The 14,955-nt window shown below is 53.0% G+C and carries 16 protein-coding genes; 9 read left to right on the top strand and 7 right to left on the bottom strand.

Translation table 11 applies throughout. The annotated features are described in order from the left end of the window. Nucleotides 1-82 precede the first annotated feature (82 nt). Together ACYVHX_RS08460 and ACYVHX_RS08455 are read left to right on the top strand one after the other, a co-directional pair. Nucleotides 83-1,312 (top strand): MFS transporter, encoded by a 1,230-nt coding sequence (locus ACYVHX_RS08460; protein WP_460671200.1) that lies wholly within the window; start codon nt 83-85, stop codon nt 1,310-1,312. A 118-nt stretch (nt 1,313-1,430) separates the two neighbouring features. Next, the gene (locus ACYVHX_RS08455) at nt 1,431-1,856 is read left to right on the top strand and encodes a DUF3244 domain-containing protein (RefSeq protein ID WP_460671199.1); all 426 of its coding nucleotides are present in this window, start codon (nt 1,431-1,433) and stop codon (nt 1,854-1,856) included. A gap of 49 nt (nt 1,857-1,905) precedes the next feature. Here ACYVHX_RS08455 and ACYVHX_RS08450 read toward each other — a convergent pair whose 3' ends face one another. Together ACYVHX_RS08450 and ACYVHX_RS08445 are read right to left on the bottom strand one after the other, a co-directional pair. Beyond that, nucleotides 1,906-2,685, bottom strand: a complete 780-nt coding sequence (locus ACYVHX_RS08450; protein WP_460671198.1) for a FecR family protein — start codon at nt 2,683-2,685, stop codon at nt 1,906-1,908. Nucleotides 2,686-2,792: 107 nt separating this feature from the next. Then, complete coding sequence (locus ACYVHX_RS08445) at nt 2,793-3,335, bottom strand: RNA polymerase sigma-70 factor (RefSeq protein ID WP_460671197.1); 543 nt, start codon at nt 3,333-3,335, stop codon at nt 2,793-2,795. Between the two features lie 428 nt (nt 3,336-3,763). Between ACYVHX_RS08445 and ACYVHX_RS08440 the strand changes: the two genes are divergently transcribed. Together ACYVHX_RS08440 and ACYVHX_RS08435 are read left to right on the top strand one after the other, a co-directional pair. Then, on the top strand, nt 3,764-4,060 hold the full coding sequence (locus ACYVHX_RS08440; RefSeq protein ID WP_460671196.1) for an SCP2 sterol-binding domain-containing protein: 297 nt from the start codon (nt 3,764-3,766) through the stop codon (nt 4,058-4,060). A gap of 42 nt (nt 4,061-4,102) precedes the next feature. Further along, complete coding sequence (locus ACYVHX_RS08435; protein WP_460671195.1) at nt 4,103-5,545, top strand: Gfo/Idh/MocA family protein; 1,443 nt, start codon at nt 4,103-4,105, stop codon at nt 5,543-5,545. 80 nt (nt 5,546-5,625) lie between these two features. Here ACYVHX_RS08435 and ACYVHX_RS08430 read toward each other — a convergent pair whose 3' ends face one another. Beyond that, complete coding sequence (locus tag ACYVHX_RS08430; protein WP_460671194.1) at nt 5,626-6,012, bottom strand: RidA family protein; 387 nt, start codon at nt 6,010-6,012, stop codon at nt 5,626-5,628. An 80-nt stretch (nt 6,013-6,092) separates the two neighbouring features. Further along, a complete protein-coding gene (locus ACYVHX_RS08425) occupies nt 6,093-6,806 on the bottom strand; it encodes a pyridoxine 5'-phosphate synthase (RefSeq protein WP_460671193.1) in 714 nt (237 codons plus the stop codon). A gap of 126 nt (nt 6,807-6,932) precedes the next feature. Between ACYVHX_RS08425 and ACYVHX_RS08420 the strand changes: the two genes are divergently transcribed. The 3 genes from ACYVHX_RS08420 to rlmN all read left to right on the top strand — a co-directional run bounded on the left by ACYVHX_RS08420 (nt 6,933) and on the right by rlmN (nt 9,138). Continuing rightward, the gene (locus tag ACYVHX_RS08420; RefSeq protein WP_460671192.1) at nt 6,933-7,388 is read left to right on the top strand and encodes a GatB/YqeY domain-containing protein; all 456 of its coding nucleotides are present in this window, start codon (nt 6,933-6,935) and stop codon (nt 7,386-7,388) included. A 110-nt stretch (nt 7,389-7,498) separates the two neighbouring features. Then, on the top strand, nt 7,499-8,086 hold the full coding sequence (locus ACYVHX_RS08415; RefSeq protein ID WP_460671191.1) for a CvpA family protein: 588 nt from the start codon (nt 7,499-7,501) through the stop codon (nt 8,084-8,086). Then, complete coding sequence (gene rlmN, locus ACYVHX_RS08410; protein ID WP_460671190.1) at nt 8,083-9,138, top strand: dual-specificity RNA methyltransferase RlmN; 1,056 nt, start codon at nt 8,083-8,085, stop codon at nt 9,136-9,138. Before ACYVHX_RS08415 ends, rlmN begins: the two co-directional genes overlap by 4 nt. 1 nt (nt 9,139) lies before the next feature. Here the strand turns inward: rlmN and ACYVHX_RS08405 are convergent, their stop codons facing one another. Next, nucleotides 9,140-10,564 carry an apiosidase-like domain-containing protein gene (locus ACYVHX_RS08405; RefSeq protein WP_460671189.1) on the bottom strand — a complete coding sequence of 475 codons (1,425 nt, stop codon included), beginning with the start codon at nt 10,562-10,564 and terminating at the stop codon, nt 9,140-9,142. Between the two features lie 260 nt (nt 10,565-10,824). On the opposite strand from ACYVHX_RS08405, the gene ACYVHX_RS08400 reads away from it, so the two are divergent. After that, nucleotides 10,825-12,240, top strand: coding sequence for an inorganic phosphate transporter (locus tag ACYVHX_RS08400; RefSeq protein WP_460671188.1), 1,416 nt, complete (start codon nt 10,825-10,827; stop codon nt 12,238-12,240). Between the two features lies 1 nt (nt 12,241). On the opposite strand, the gene ACYVHX_RS08395 is transcribed toward ACYVHX_RS08400, so the two are convergent. After that, a complete protein-coding gene (locus ACYVHX_RS08395) occupies nt 12,242-13,054 on the bottom strand; it encodes a lysophospholipid acyltransferase family protein (protein WP_460671187.1) in 813 nt (270 codons plus the stop codon). A gap of 226 nt (nt 13,055-13,280) precedes the next feature. On the opposite strand from ACYVHX_RS08395, the gene ACYVHX_RS08390 reads away from it, so the two are divergent. Beyond that, nucleotides 13,281-13,973 carry a porin family protein gene (locus tag ACYVHX_RS08390; RefSeq protein ID WP_460671186.1) on the top strand — a complete coding sequence of 231 codons (693 nt, stop codon included), beginning with the start codon at nt 13,281-13,283 and terminating at the stop codon, nt 13,971-13,973. 186 nt (nt 13,974-14,159) lie between these two features. On the opposite strand, the gene ACYVHX_RS08385 is transcribed toward ACYVHX_RS08390, so the two are convergent. After that, entirely contained in the window at nt 14,160-14,789 is a 630-nt protein-coding gene (locus ACYVHX_RS08385) for a hypothetical protein (protein ID WP_460671185.1), read from the bottom strand. Between the last annotated feature and the right edge of the window lie 166 nt (nt 14,790-14,955).

Genomic DNA, 14,955 nt, shown 5'->3' with positions numbered 1-14,955 from the left:
AACACGTTTACATTTGATATTCATCATTTTACATTTATCATTCATCTAACAAGTAAGCCTAACTTCAAGCCCACCTGCTCGCATGACGCCCTCCTCTTCTGCTGGCTTCCGACCGCTTTTCTCGCTTCCGGTTATTGTAGCCGCATTGGGGTATTTTGTGGATGTCTACGATCTGCTGCTGTTCAACATTGTGCGGGTGCCCAGCCTGAAAGATTTGGGATTGGATGAAAAGCAGGTGTCGGTCATTGGCGGAACGGTGTTGAACTGGCAACAGGCCGGTTTGTTGCTGGGCGGTATTTTGTGGGGGGTTCTGGGCGATAAACGCGGACGACTTTCGGTGCTGTTCGGGTCCATCATCACCTACTCCGTTGCCAATGTTGCCTGCGGGTTTGTGCAGGACCCAATAACGTATGCGCTCCTGCGGTTTGTGGCCGGTTTGGGGCTGGCGGGCGAACTGGGTGCGGGCATCACGCTCGTTTCCGAAATTCTGCCGAAAGAACTCCGGGGCTACGGCACCTCGCTGATTGCGGGCGTGGGTTTGTTTGGCGCGGTGGTGGCGTATTTCACCGTCGTGCTGTTCGACTGGCGGACGACCTACTTCATCGGGGGCGGTTTGGGTTTATTGCTGTTACTCCTTCGCGTGTCGGTTTTTGAATCGGGAATGTTTCTGACCATCAAGGAGCAGGTCGTTCAGCGGGGCAATTTTTGGTCGCTGTTCTCGAACCGAAAGCGGTTGCTGAACTACCTGCGGTGCATGGGACTGGCGGTTCCGACGTATTTTGTGATCGGCATTCTGGCCACGTTCAGCAACGAATTCGGCAAGGCGCTGGGGCTGACCGAACCGGTTACGCCGGGCCGGGCGGTGATGTTCACGTACATCGGGATGGCGGTCGGTGATCTGGTGAGCGGCCCGCTGAGCCAGTGGCTTCGGTCGCGTCGGCGCGCCATTGGTGCCCTGATGACCTTGAATCTGATTTTTGTCGCGGTTTACCTCTTTGCCGGTATTTCGTCGGTATCGTTATTTTATGCGATTTGCGTTGGGCTGGGCTTCTCCATCGGGTATATTGCCTTGTTTCTGACGGTTTCGGCCGAACACTTTGGCACGAATCTGCGCGCGACGGCTACCACTTCCATCGCCAACAACGTCCGGGCTACCACCCTGCTGACCATTCCGCTCTTTCAATCCCTCAAGCTCTCGGTGGGCGTCATCGGCGCTGCGGCCCTCGTTGCCTTCCTTTGTTTCCTCATCAGTTTCTGGTCACTGGCTACGCTGGAAGAAACCTACGGCAAGGAGTTGAATTACGTGGAATAGGCAACTCTGAACCGTTCATCCTTTTTTTCGGCCATTTCTCCCAGGACTCCGCTCCTGCGATTACCGGACGCATCTTTTTGGTGAATTAGAACAGTGAACAACAAATCTAACGAACACCATGAAAACGATCGTCCGCACGGCCAATGCCTTTCTTTTGGGCGCCCTACTTTTTGTCGGAACCGCAGCCTTTGCACAAGTGCAGGCCAATGAGAAGCCCTTTCTGGTAGCTACCTACCCATCAGCCAACCCGTTAAAGTTGTGGATGAACGTACAGAAGAACGATCCGAAAAGTAAAATCGTCGTTCGGCTGCTCGATCAGAATAACCGGATCGTTTTTTCGGAAACCATGCCCCGGAATATGGACAAATACCGCCAGCGGTTTGATATGAGCGCCATGACGGATGGCGCGTACACCTTACAGGTCACCAACGGCAGCGAAACGGTCGAAAAAGCATTTCAGGTGAAGACCTCAGGCATTGAGGAACGTTCGACGCAGCGGGTGCTGACCATCGTTCCGGTGAACGAGAACCTGACGGGAATGTAAAACGAAGAAGTGGGGGAGCGAAAAGCGTCAGGCGGTTTTAGTCGCTCCCTCATTCCTGATGAGCCCAGGCTGTGTACAGGGAAGGATCGACGTTGCGCCGGATCAATTGGGTCGATTTTTCGTTGTATTCGGCCATACCGCCCTGTTGCAGCGCGTATTTTTTCATTTCCCCCAGTAATCCCGCCGGGTGAACGATGAAATTGATCTGCCCTTTCTCAACCACCACCCGTACTTTTTTATTCTGCTCACTGACGTACAGGCGGGCTTTTCGGGCTTCGGTCACGACGTGATCGGCCGTATGAACCAGCAGCCGAAAACCGATGGGTTGCTGATTCACAACCACCAGGGCTTCGCCCTCAACCCAGATGTTGCGGTTTGGCCCCGACCAGTCGGAAGACACCTTGACGCTGGAGTTTTTGTTCAGAATAACGGCCGAGCGATCCGGCAGGTCAACCCGCATGTACTGTTCCGATCCCGATTGGTAGATAACGTCGGCGGGCAACTGCGCCTGGCGCAGCAGCCGAATGCTCAACCCGAGGGCGACAATGCAACTGATCCAGATAATAATTCGCAGAACTTGCTGCCCGATCGTACGGTAAAGCGGGGGTTCGGGTTCGGCCGGTACGTTTTTGGTCTGCCGGGCAATGCCTGCCCACATCCGTTGCCAGTCGGGCGATTCAAGGCCGGAAACCGCCGGATTGCTCCATTGTTTGCGCATCAACCCGCGCAAATGCGATTCATTGTCCGGATTTTGCAACCAGCCGATCACCCATTGTTCTTCTTCAGGGCTGCATTCATTGCGGACGTATTTAACCAACAAATCCTCCATTTATAAATGGGTGATTGAATGAATGAGTACATGACCGGGCCGCCGGAGCGATGAATAGCTGCCGCAACGATAAGCGTGATCTTTGATGCTATTCACTCATTCAAAATTTAATACGCGTGTCGTTCAAAGTAGGTGCCTAAGGTTTCGTAGGCTTTTTCCAAATGCTCGTCGATGGTCCGGGTCGACAGATTCATGCGATCCGCAATCTGCTGGGACGTATAGCCTTCGTGGCGACTGAGTAGATAAATTTCACGACGACGCGGGGGAAGCTGGGCGACGGCCTGCTGGTAGAGGAGTTCCAATTCCTGGTAAAGGACCTCTTCTTCGGTATCGGTGCCCGATTGCGTGGTCAAACGTTGTAGGATTTCCTGGGGCTGGCACTGGCTGTGCCGTTCGCGAAAAGCGGCCAGAACCAGGCTGTACGTCATGGTGAATAAATAGCCGTTCAGGGGCGTATCTTCGTCGAGGCTGCTGCGCCGTTCCCAGAGCGAAGTGAACACGTCACGCACAACCTGCTGAGCCGCTTCCGGCGATTTGAGAAAGCTAACCGTGAAGTAGTAGATCCGCTGAACATAGCGGTCGTAGACGCGCCGAAAGGCCGTTGGATCAGCGTTTCGCAGTTGTCGAAGAAGTACCTGTTCAGCCTGCATTCTACAATACACGTTTTAAGAGATGTCTGATTAATGCGATTGTCAGACAGAGAATAAACAAATTAATCGACAGCCTCCAAACAGTACACTCCCGGATTTATACCTGTTTGCTTCTGAAATCCACCCATTTGCCCGAATACACTTCGTACTGACCAAATAAGCTTCGGTAGTTGGACCCCATCGACGTGTACAGATTGTGGAGGTAAATATACACAGAATTGACGGAAATGCAGAAAATGAGCTTACCGTTCAGTAAACAATTGCCGCAAAGGGCAGTACTACCCATGTAGATAGGTTCAGATTCGTTCAGGAATTAATTAATGGGTCTGAACTTACTAAAATTTTTTCATATTCTGCTTTTTTTTATCGAAAACCCTCTAGTTTTATTAGCTATTATCCTATTTTGCCCCGAAACAAACCACACGAACATGACTTTACAGGAATTCACCGAAGAGATCCGGCGCCGGGTTGGCACTGACAGCGGTCTGAATGCAACCGTTAAACTCGCTACGGATCAGGGCGTTATTTACATCGACGGGCGGCAATCGCCAACCGTTGTTTCCAACGAAGATGCAGAAGCCGACAGCACCATCCGGGTTTCGCTGAGTGATTTGCAAAAGTTGGGAACCGGTGAACTGAATCCCATGACGGCTTTTATGTTTGGTAAGCTGAAAGTGCAGGGCGATATGGGCCTTGCCATGAAAATCGGACAGAAATTAGGGTAGATGGTCCACCCAATTTTTCGTGTTCTAAATCCCTGAACCCTTATGAAATTCTCTTCCCTTTCCCGCCGGCAGTTCCTTCAGGGCAGCGCCCTGGCAGTCGCCGGTTTTACGATCGTACCGCGTCATGTGCTGGGCGGCCCCGGTTTTGTAGCCCCCAGCGATAAATTGAACATAGCCGCGGTCGGGTGCGGAGGTAAGGCCGACGTTAACATTCGGCTGGCGCACAACAACGGCTCCGATAACCTGGTCGCGCTCTGCGACGTGGACGACCGGCAGGCGAAGAAATTCCGGGCGCAGTTTGCCAAAGCGCCCTATTTCAGGGATTACCGCCAGATGTTCGACAAGGAAGCCAAAAACTTTGATGCGGTGATTATCTCGACGCCCGACCACATGCACGCGCCCATTGCGATGGCGGCCATGCAGCTGGGCAAGCACGTTTACTGTGAAAAACCGCTGACGCACGACATTTACGAAGCCCGAATGCTGACCGAAGCCGCCCGGAAATACAAGGTGGTGACCCAGATGGGCAACCAGGGCAGCAGCGGTGACGATACGCGCAAAGTAGAAACCTGGATTCAGAAGGGCCTGATCGGTCACGTTCATACCGTCAATTGCTGGACCAACCGCCCGGTTTGGCCGCAGGGCGTACGGTCGCCGAAAGACAAGGGCGAATCGCAGCCGGTGCCGTCGGAGGTTGACTGGGATTTGTGGCTCGGCACGGCCCCGCTCCGCCCGTACCACGAAGCCTATATGCCGACGCGCTGGCGGGGCTACTGGGACTTCGGAACCGGCGCTCTGGGCGATATGGGCTGCCACTTCATGGACGTGCCGTTCCGGGCGCTGAAGCTGAAATACCCGACTTCGGTGGAATGCAGCGTGGGCTCGGTGTATTCGGATTTCTTTGAGGAAGCTTTCTACGACGACGTTTGTCCCCCTTCGTCGGCAATTCACCTGACCTTTCCGTCGGACGACCGGAAGGTGAAAGAAATCAGGCTTTCGTGGTACGACGGCGGCATTCGCCCCCAGGTGCCGGAAGGGATTCCCTACGAGAAAGTATTTACCAACATCGACGGCGGCATTATGTTCATCGGCAGCAAGGGCATTCTGGTGGCTGAGTTGTTTGGCAACAATCCGCGGTTGTTTCCGGAAGAAAAATTCGGGGACAAAAAAATGCCGGATGCCGAAAAACCGCTGGTCGAAGGAAAAACCGAGGGGCATCAGCAACAATGGGTGAAAGCCTGCAAACAGGGTTTCGGCGCTTATACCAGCTCGTCGTTCGACGAAGCCGGGCCGTTGACCGAAACGGTGTTGATGGGTAATCTGGCGACACGCAGTTACCTGCATCGGGAATCAAAAACCGGTGGCGGCTACGGTTTTCCGGGCCGTAAAAAACTGTTTTGGGATGGCGCCAATATGAAAATCACCAACTTCGATTACGCCAATCAGTTCGTAAAACGGCAGTACCGGGGAAGTTATTCGCTGTAAGGAGTTTCTAATCAACTGCTACCAAACCGGCAAGGCCCTGGCGACTCCGCCGTTGAGCCTTGCCGGTTTTAGTTTTGAATTCAGTCCTTTCTTCGCACCGCCACCGCGTCAATCTCGATCAAAAAATCGTAGTGCAATTCGTTCGTCGGAACCACGGCGCGGGCGGGCTTGTGCGCCCCGAAAAAACCGGCATACACGGCATTGACCTGATCCCAGAGCGCAATATCGGCAATGTAAACCGTGGTTTTCAGGACGTGGTTCAAGTCGCTTCCGGCCGCTTCCAGAATGGCGCGGAGATTTTCCAGCACCTGACGGGTCTGGTCGTTGATCGAACCGGTCATTTTCTCCTTCGTAACGGGGTGGATTGGCAACTGCCCGGACACAAAGATCAGGTCGCTCCAGACGGTGGCCTGGGCGTAGTGCCCGGCCGGAAGCGGAGCGTTGGGCGTTTCGATGGATTGAATCATGGGAGTTGGCAAGAAACAGAAAACACGCGCAGCAGGACGTTACCACCAGGAGGGACGTCTTTTCTTTCTCGTTTGGCTGTTCATTCCAATTGTTTCAGATAGAGTTGAATGGTATTTTCGAGGCCAAAATAAAGGGCATCACTGATGAGCGCGTGGCCAATCGACACTTCCAGCAAACCGGGAAGGCTTTGTTGAAAATACCGCAGATTCTCCAGACTCAGATCGTGACCGGCATTAAGTCCCAGACCCAGGTCCAGGGCGGTTTTGGCGGCCTGAACAAACGGAGCAATGGCGGTTTCCCGGTTTTCGGCGTAGTGGGCGGCATAAGGCTCGGTGTAGAGTTCAATCCGGTCCGTACCCACTTCTTTGGCGCCCTGCACCATGGCCTCATCGGCATCGACGAAAATCGACACCCGAATGCCCAGGTCCTTGAACCGCTTGACGAGATCGGTCAGATACGCCCGGTTTGACAGGGTATCCCAGCCGGCGTTGGACGTAATCGCATCAACGGCATCGGGCACGAGCGTCACCTGCTCGGGCCGAACCCGCGTGACCAGTTCGATAAATCGCTCGTCGGGATTGCCTTCAATGTTAAACTCGGTGGTCACCACTTCTTTCAGATTCAGAACGTCCTGATACCGAATGTGCCGCTCGTCGGGGCGCGGATGCACCGTGATGCCCTGCGCGCCAAACCGTTCGCAGTCGAGCGCTACTTTGACCACATCGGGATTCGTACCACCCCGCGAATTCCGAAGCGTGGCAATTTTATTGATATTAACACTCAGGCGCGTCATTTTGAAGGATGAATGGTTGTACTGTTAAATGGTTAATGGTCGGTTTTGTTCGTAACTTTGCCAATCTTTCATTGGTTCCGGAGTAAAAGTACTCTTAACCATTAACTTTTAATTTTTAACTGGAAAATGGCGCTGAAGCAACAAATCGATACGGATATTAAAGAGGCCATGAAGGCCAAGGAGCAGGATCGGCTGCGGGCTTTGCGGGCCATCAAATCGCTGATTCTGCTGGAAGAAACCAAAGATGGTGCGGCCGGGGGCGATCTGAAACCCGAAGACGAGCTGAAACTGCTGACCAAAGCCGTGAAACAACGCAAAGATTCGGCGGATATTTACCGCACGCAGGGCCGCGACGACCTGTTGCAGACCGAATTAAAGGAAATTGCCGTCATCGAAAAATACCTGCCGCAGCAGCTATCGGAAGACGAACTGAAAAACCGCCTGCAAGCCATCATCGCCCGCGTGGGGGCTTCCGGCCCCGGCGATCTGGGTAAAGTGATGGGCGTTGCCACCAAAGAGCTGGCGGGCCAGGCCGAAGGGAAAACTATTTCAGCCATGGTAAAGAATTTGCTAACGGCTTAGATGGATTGAACGGTTCGGGTGGCTAAAAAGGGTTACAGGGTTTTAAGGAACCGTCCAGCCCTTTTTAGTCATCAAAACCATTTCAGCCATTCAACCATCCAGTTGAAACCTTGAAAATCCTCGACATTATTATTCTCATCACGCTGGCCTACGGTGCGTACAATGGCTACCGCAAGGGCTTGCTGGTGGAAATTGTGGCCATTGTGGCTTTCATCGTGGCGATGATCGTGGGCTTTAAATTTCTGGGTTTTGGCATCGATTTGCTGGCGCCGTACATCAGTATGGAGGTGGCCCGGCGGTTGTTGCCGTGGCTGGGCTTTTCCGTTATTTTTTTTCCGACGGTTTTTTTGATCAACCGCATCGGTTTTTCCCTGCGCCAATCGCTGAAATATACGCTGCTGGGCACGTTCGATAGCCTGGCGGGAGCCGCCGTTGGAATTTTTACCTGGGTTTTCGGAATTAGTGTAATGCTCTGGTTGTTAACCTGGATGGGAATACGAATGCCCGTGAAACACACGCAGGAAACGGTTCTCTATCCGGTCGTCAAACCCATTGCCCCCGTCGTGATGGACGTCACCTCGGGCTGGATTCCGGTGGGAACGAACTGGATTCGCAAACAGAAAGAAGAATTTTCGCGGAGCTGGTCCGACGACAAACCGGACCACCAACGAGCCGAAAGCGAAGAGAAAGAAGGATGATAACGACAAAGCAGGACATACGAAAACTCAGTGAAGATCAGCTGAAAACCTGGCTCACCGGCCACGGCGAACAGGGTTTTCGGTCGAAACAAATTCAGGAATGGCTCTGGAAGCGTTCGGTGCGGACGTTTGAGGAAATGACCAACCTCTCGTTGAAAACCCGGAACCTGCTGGCCGAGCATTTTGAAGTACGCACGCTGGCGGTTTCGAAGCAGCAGCAGAGCGCCGACGGAACCATCAAATCGTCCTTTCGGCTCTACGACGGCAACCTGGTGGAAGGGGTGCTGATTCCGGCCCTGCGGAAAGACGAGGACAACCGGATGACGGCCTGTATTTCGTCGCAGGTGGGTTGCTCGCTGACCTGCAAATTCTGCGCGACGGGCTATATGGACCGCAAACGCAACCTGGAAGCAGGCGAAATGGTCGATCAGGTGGTGGCCATCGATCAGCAGGCCAAAGAAGCCTACGGCACCGGTTTGACCAACATTGTCTACATGGGCATGGGCGAGCCGCTGCTGAATTACACGAACATGCTGGAATCGGTCGAGCGGATTACGTCGCCGAACGGTTTGGGCATGGCGGCCAAACGGATTACGGTTTCAACCGCCGGAATTGCCAAAATGATCAAAAAACTGGGCGATGATCAGGTGAAATTCAACCTGGCTCTTTCGCTGCACGCGGCCAATGACGACAAGCGGAACCAGATTATGCCGATCAACGAAAGCAACTCGCTGCCCGCGCTGGCCGAAGCCCTGAATTATTTCTACCAAAAAACCGGGACGCGGGTAACGTTTGAATACATTGTGTTCAACAACTTCAACGACACGTTGCAGGACGCCAAAGAGTTGTGGCAGTTCACCAAAAAAGTGCCCGCCAAAGTCAACATCATCGAGTACAACCCGATTGCGGAAGCCGATTTCCGGAACACCGAAGCCGATAAACTCGATCAGTTTGCCGGTTTTCTGGAAAACCGGGGCGTCATCGTGAACATCCGCCGGAGCCGGGGGAAAGACATCGACGCGGCTTGCGGGCAACTGGCCGGAAAGCAGTAACCTATTTTTGGGGCCTCATCGGGAAACCGGGTGCGGGCAGTTTTAAGTTGGCATCGTCGAACAGGAGCACCCAGTCGTCTTCGGATGGCGGTGTCACACCAAATTTATCCCGGGTCTGGGCCACCCCGATTCGCAGGGCTTCCCCCGTTCGCGGGTTGAACCAGTGCATTGCCATCGGTTTTCCCGTCATTTTCTTCATGTTCAGATACAGGGTCCGGTTTCCTTTGGGAATATAAAGAATGTAACTGCTGTTGTCCGTGGTTTTGGCGGCACACACATAATCCAGGTCACCAAACGTGCCCCGACCCGATAGAATAATGTCGTCGGTTTGGTCGGGCACGAGCTTTTCCCAAAACCGGGATTCGTAGAATTTAAAGCAATACGACACCTGCTTCATGCCCGGAGTACTCATCAGGGGCTTCCAGTTTTTAAATGAATAGCTGGCATTGCCGATTTCCCCCGAACTGAACGACGTTCCTTTACAGCCGGTCAGAAAGCCCTCGTACATCTTCCGTCTCATCCATTGGTAGTTCTCATTATCCGCGTAATGGGGCGAGTCGTGTTCGTAACTCAGGTCCAGTTGGATGATCATCCGGCCTTTGTTGTACTGGGCCAGTTCGGCTTTGTACTGCGGTCCTTTTTCCATCAGCAGGGATTCGGTCCAGACATATTCCCCGTCAATGTCCATCATTTTTCCAAAAACCGGGTGGTCTGCCGACCAGCTTACGCCCAGTTGCATATCAAAATGGCCGGACCATAAATGCTTGAGATCGAACGCTTTGACGCCCGCGATCAGGTTGCGTTCGAACGCGAGCAGGTCGCCGTCGGCGTTGTTATCACCGCCCGCAACCCACATGATGTTCTTCGTATCTTTGTAGCGCTTCCCGATAAACTCGCCGTATCGGCGCATTTTCAGCGTATCGTTGTGTTCGCTTTTCAGCTCATCCCACCATCCCTGCGAAGGATCGGTCTGGTAGCCGAGGTAAACCGGCAACGCCATCACGAAAAATCCTTTTTGTTCGGCCAGTCTAAAAAACCGGTCTACGTGCTCAAAATAGGGTTCGTTGGGGGTCGGAAAATCCCATTTTACTTTCAGGGGAGAAACGCCCTGCCAGTAGGGTGGATTGCCGCCCATCTGGGAAGGAGCGTTGCTGAGAACCGACGTCAGGACGGTATTGAAACCTTTTACCTTGAGACTGTCGAGGAAAGCGGCTTCGTCTTTTTCCGACAGCGCCTGGATTAAACCCCAGGCCGAAAACTCTTTGATCAGAAACGGTTGATGGTTCTGATCCACCAGATAGCGTTTATTGTCGCTGAGTTGCAGCGGAAAAACCGCATGGGTCTGGGCGACAACACGGCCCAGCACCAGGAAAGTCAGCAGAAAAAGAGCGGTTTTCCGGTGCTTCACAGAACACGTTTTCTTCATTGTTTTTCAGCGATTGGCGCGTTACTTTTATCGGATCGCAACGCGCATTCCGACAACCAGCAAGGAATTGTAAATTCGTAAATTAACCTGAATTATGGATACGGTCCGGATCAGCTGGACCGTAATGAAGCGGTTTTGACAACTTTACCGTAAAATTGCTTAACATTGAGTTAACATTGCCCTCAAAAGTTTCCCGTACTTTTGGGGCATATTTTGATTGAGTTTTTCAGTAAAGCTCAGTATCACTGACTTGTATCTGCATGTTCGGATTAGAAACGGATATTTTTATCCTCCTCGCTCTCTGTCTCTTTGCTGCCTGCGCGTTTGAATTTGTGAATGGATTCCACGATACGGCCAACGCCGTAGCCACGGTTATTTATACGAACTCACTGAAACCCAATGTGGCCGTAGTCTGGTCGGGGATCTGCAATTTTGTTGGGGTACTGCTCGGTGGCATTGGCGTTGCGATGGGCATTGTCAACCTGCTGCCCGTCGAACTGCTGGTTGATCAGAACGTCTACCACAGTATTGCGATGGTGCTTGCCCTCTTGTTCAGCGCCATCATCTGGAATTTAGGAACCTGGTATTTCGGTTTACCCAGTTCGAGTTCGCACACCCTGATCGGTTCCATTTTGGGGGTCGGGCTGGCTTTTTCAACGATGGGCGCGGCTGGCGAACGCGGAGGTGTCAACTGGGAGGAAGCCGAAAAAATCGGGAGGGCGCTGCTGCTCTCGCCCCTGATCGGGTTTAGTCTGGCCATTATTCTGATGTTTTTGCTGCGTCGATTGGTTGGCAACAAGGATCTGTTCAAAGAACCCAAGAAAAACGCTCCCCCGCCAACCTGGATTCGCTCCATTCTGATCATAACCTGTACGGGGGTCAGCTTTTTTCACGGATCGAACGACGGACAGAAGGGCGTGGGACTGATCATGCTGATTCTGATCGGAATTACACCGGCTTATTTTGCCCTGAATAACAACATCGACCCGACAACCATGCGGGGGAATCTGGTGCAGATTTCGCAGATTGTCAACAAAATCGACACAACCGGTTTGTCAGATGCCGATCGGGGCCGGGTTACTCAAACAAAAGTCGAGCTTGTTGACCTTCAGCGGATGATTGATATTCCGCTGGAAGATGGCAAATTCAAAGCCGCCGAACGCTTGCAGATTCGGCGCGATTTGCTGTTAATCAACAACAATGTCAAGAAATTGATCGAAAGCGAAGACGTAGAACTGAGCGCAGCGGACACCAGCACCCTGACCACGAACCTGAATGAGAAGGTGGGTTTGCGCCGGTTTACGGATTACGCCCCGCTCTGGGTCATTCTGATGATTGCGCTCTCGCTCGGCTTGGGCACCATGGTCGGCTGGAAGCGGATTGTGGTGACCATCGGCGAAAAAATCGGAAAGCAGCACCTGACCTACGCCCAGGGCGCTTCGGCCGAACTGGTTGCGGCCACTACCATTGCCCTGGCGACCCTTTACAAAGCGCCGGTCAGTACAACCCATATGTTGTCGTCGGGGATTGCCGGGAGCATGGTTGCCAGCAAAGGAATCAAAAATTTGCAGGGCGGCACGGTGCGCAACATTGCGCTGGCCTGGGTTATGACGCTGCCGGTTTCGGTCACGCTTTCCTTCACGCTCTACCTGCTCTTCCGCTGGATTCTGGATTAAGTTAAAGCCAGGTCATTTTTTCCTTTGGAAGTTCCTGCTCGATGGCTTCCCGCACCTTGTCGATCAGCGACTCAACCGACTCATCAACGCTGTAGTCTAAAGGCGGTTTGAAACGCACGCTCAGTTGCGTGTTCCGCTTTTTAAACCGCAGGCCTTTTTTATCAAATGCGCGCCGAAAACCGTTGATCACCACCGGGATCACAATCGGATTGGTGTTTTTCAGAATGTGCGCCGTGCCCTTGCGAATGGGGGCGTAAGGGCTGGTGGTTCCCTGCGGAAAACTGATTACCCAGCCGTGTTCGAGGGCCTGCGCGATGCGTTCGCTGGCCGTATCATCAACTTCCCGCTTGACATCCTGCCCCTTGGCCCGCCAGGATCGCTCGATCTGAATGGCTCCGCCCAACGCAAACGCCCGGGGCACAAAACCGCCTTTCATGGTTTCGCTGGCCGCTACGTAATAGTTCCGGGCGCGGGGCCAGAACAGGTAAACCGGTGGAACGATGGAGTTCCGAAATCCCCATTTGACACTGCAAAAAATGTGGTAGAAGGCAATCACGTCGGCAAAATAGGTCTGATGATTGGACAGAAAAATCACATCATTAACGGGCAGATTCGCCAGATGCTCGGTTCCTTCAATCGTTAATTTGTTGTAAAGCGTATATCTGAAATACGTGATCCAGCCCACAATCGCCATCAGAATGCGCTTGATGAACAGGGAGTTACCAAACGGATCTTTTTCAAAAAGGCCCAGAACGTCCAGTTTGTCAAGCGGTTTTGGCAAAAAGCTGTGATAAGTTGGCGCTTTATGAGTCATCGGATACAGGATTGAGCCTCTAGTTACTAAAGCTAAAAAATCAATACAATGTTTTCGGTAAAAAGTACTATGGAATAGTGACATTGAAAATAAATATCGATAAAAAAACGGCGGGCATTAATCCATTGCCGTCCGCGCCTGTCCAAGCATCAGATTACAAACAAAACACCCCGGACAGCCATCACGACCGGTTTTGCAGTAAACAACCAACCTATTTTTATCGATCATGAAACGATTTACCTTGGCCGGAATTGCCGCCCTGACTTTCTTCCTAATCCAAACCGTATCCGCTCAGGTGCAGGTCGGTTTTCGGGCGGGCGCCAATTGGGGAGCGGTTTCCAAACCTGATTTTTTGGATGCGTTTTCGCCCACCTTTCGTCTGTCGCCCGGCCCAGCGGGGGCCTTGTTTGTCGAAGTTCCCATCAGCGACCGCGTGAGCATCCGGCCAGAAATTTCGTACATCCAGAAGGGGTTTGTGATCGACGAGGGATTTGAATTGCCCATCGGCAACTGGAATCTTCCGCTGGGCGCGCGGGTTTCCTACCAGACCCGCTACCTGGAGCTGCCGGTTCTGGCCAAAATCAATCTGAACGAAGGCCCGGTTCAGGTGTACCTGCTGGCCGGTGCGGCTGCCGGATATGCCGTCGATGGGCGCATTCGGACCCGGACGAGCGGTATTTTCCGGAGCCAGCCCATTGACGTTGACATGAATATGAATACGATGAGTTACAACCGCTGGGATTTCAGCGCCATCGGCGGCATCGGGTTGAGCGCCGAAGCCGGGCCCGGGAAGTTCTTTGTCGAAACGCGGTATGAACACGGTTTTTCGCGCCAGTACGATTTGCCGATCCTTCGGCTTCCCATCCGCAACCGCGGACTGAGCGCGTCGATTGGTTATTCGTTTGCGCTTGGGCGGTGAGAAGAAATAGACAAGAATAGCAAATGATGAAGGGTGTCGCTTATGGTGTCTTTCGATATGCGGTATTCATTATTCGATATTCCTTAGAAATCAACGATTGTTTGTGTGTGTTTAAGGGTTAGAGTTGAACTGGAAAAGCCCGGGGCGTTTGCACCGGGCTTTTTTGATTGCGGGCGATTTTCGTCCTTACAGAATTCCTTTCACGAAACTCAGTACGCTGTTCAGCTGCCCCTTGACCGCCGGTTCGGCCGCTTTGGCAACGGGACCTCCTTTGCTCAGTTTGGAGAGGCCACTCAGCGCCGTGTTGACGAGCGAGTTGCCGGAACTGGCGTTTGAGCCGCCCAGCGCCGAAAGACCGGCTTTAACCAGATTCAGGTTACTCGTCAGGCCGCTCACTTTCGAGATCAGGTTGCCGCCCCCCATCAGCTTTTCGATCTGGCTGGCCCCGAGTACGGTTTTTGCCAGACTCACGGCTTTTTGCAGCACATCGCCCTTGAGCAGTCCGCTCTGCGCCAGGGGTAACAATTTCTTCAGCGCACCGACTTGCCCCAGCAATTTGTCTTTCAAACTGCCCGTGCTGCTTTTCGCTTCGGTTTCGAGGGCCGTTGTGCCGGCTTGCAGGGCCTGTACCGTTTCGGCTTTCGCTCCTTTGGCGTTGGCCGCGACGGCGCGATCGAGCAGAGCCGCCGTTGAGTCGGCGTTCGGTTGAATAAGCGGGTGTACGGAGGAGGCAAGCACCGGTGGAGCCGCCACGGCGATTTGTCCGGAGGTCACGGCCGCCAGTGAGAGGGCAAGGCTAACAACGATTTTTTTCATGGTCGTGCGATTGATCTGATTTTAGATGGCGTTTGGTTTGCAAATTGAACAGAAAATTAATGTTTCTACAAGCATCAATGGTGCCAGACCTGCGTTTAATTGCCGGAAAGCGTTTTCGGCCGCACCCGTTTGTCCGCAACTGAACAGTCGGTGTCCGGCTCCGTAC

The organism is Larkinella ripae, from assembly GCF_054780775.1.
The sequence above is the reverse complement of the archived record's forward strand: the minus strand, read 5'-3'. Positions and strand labels throughout refer to the sequence as shown.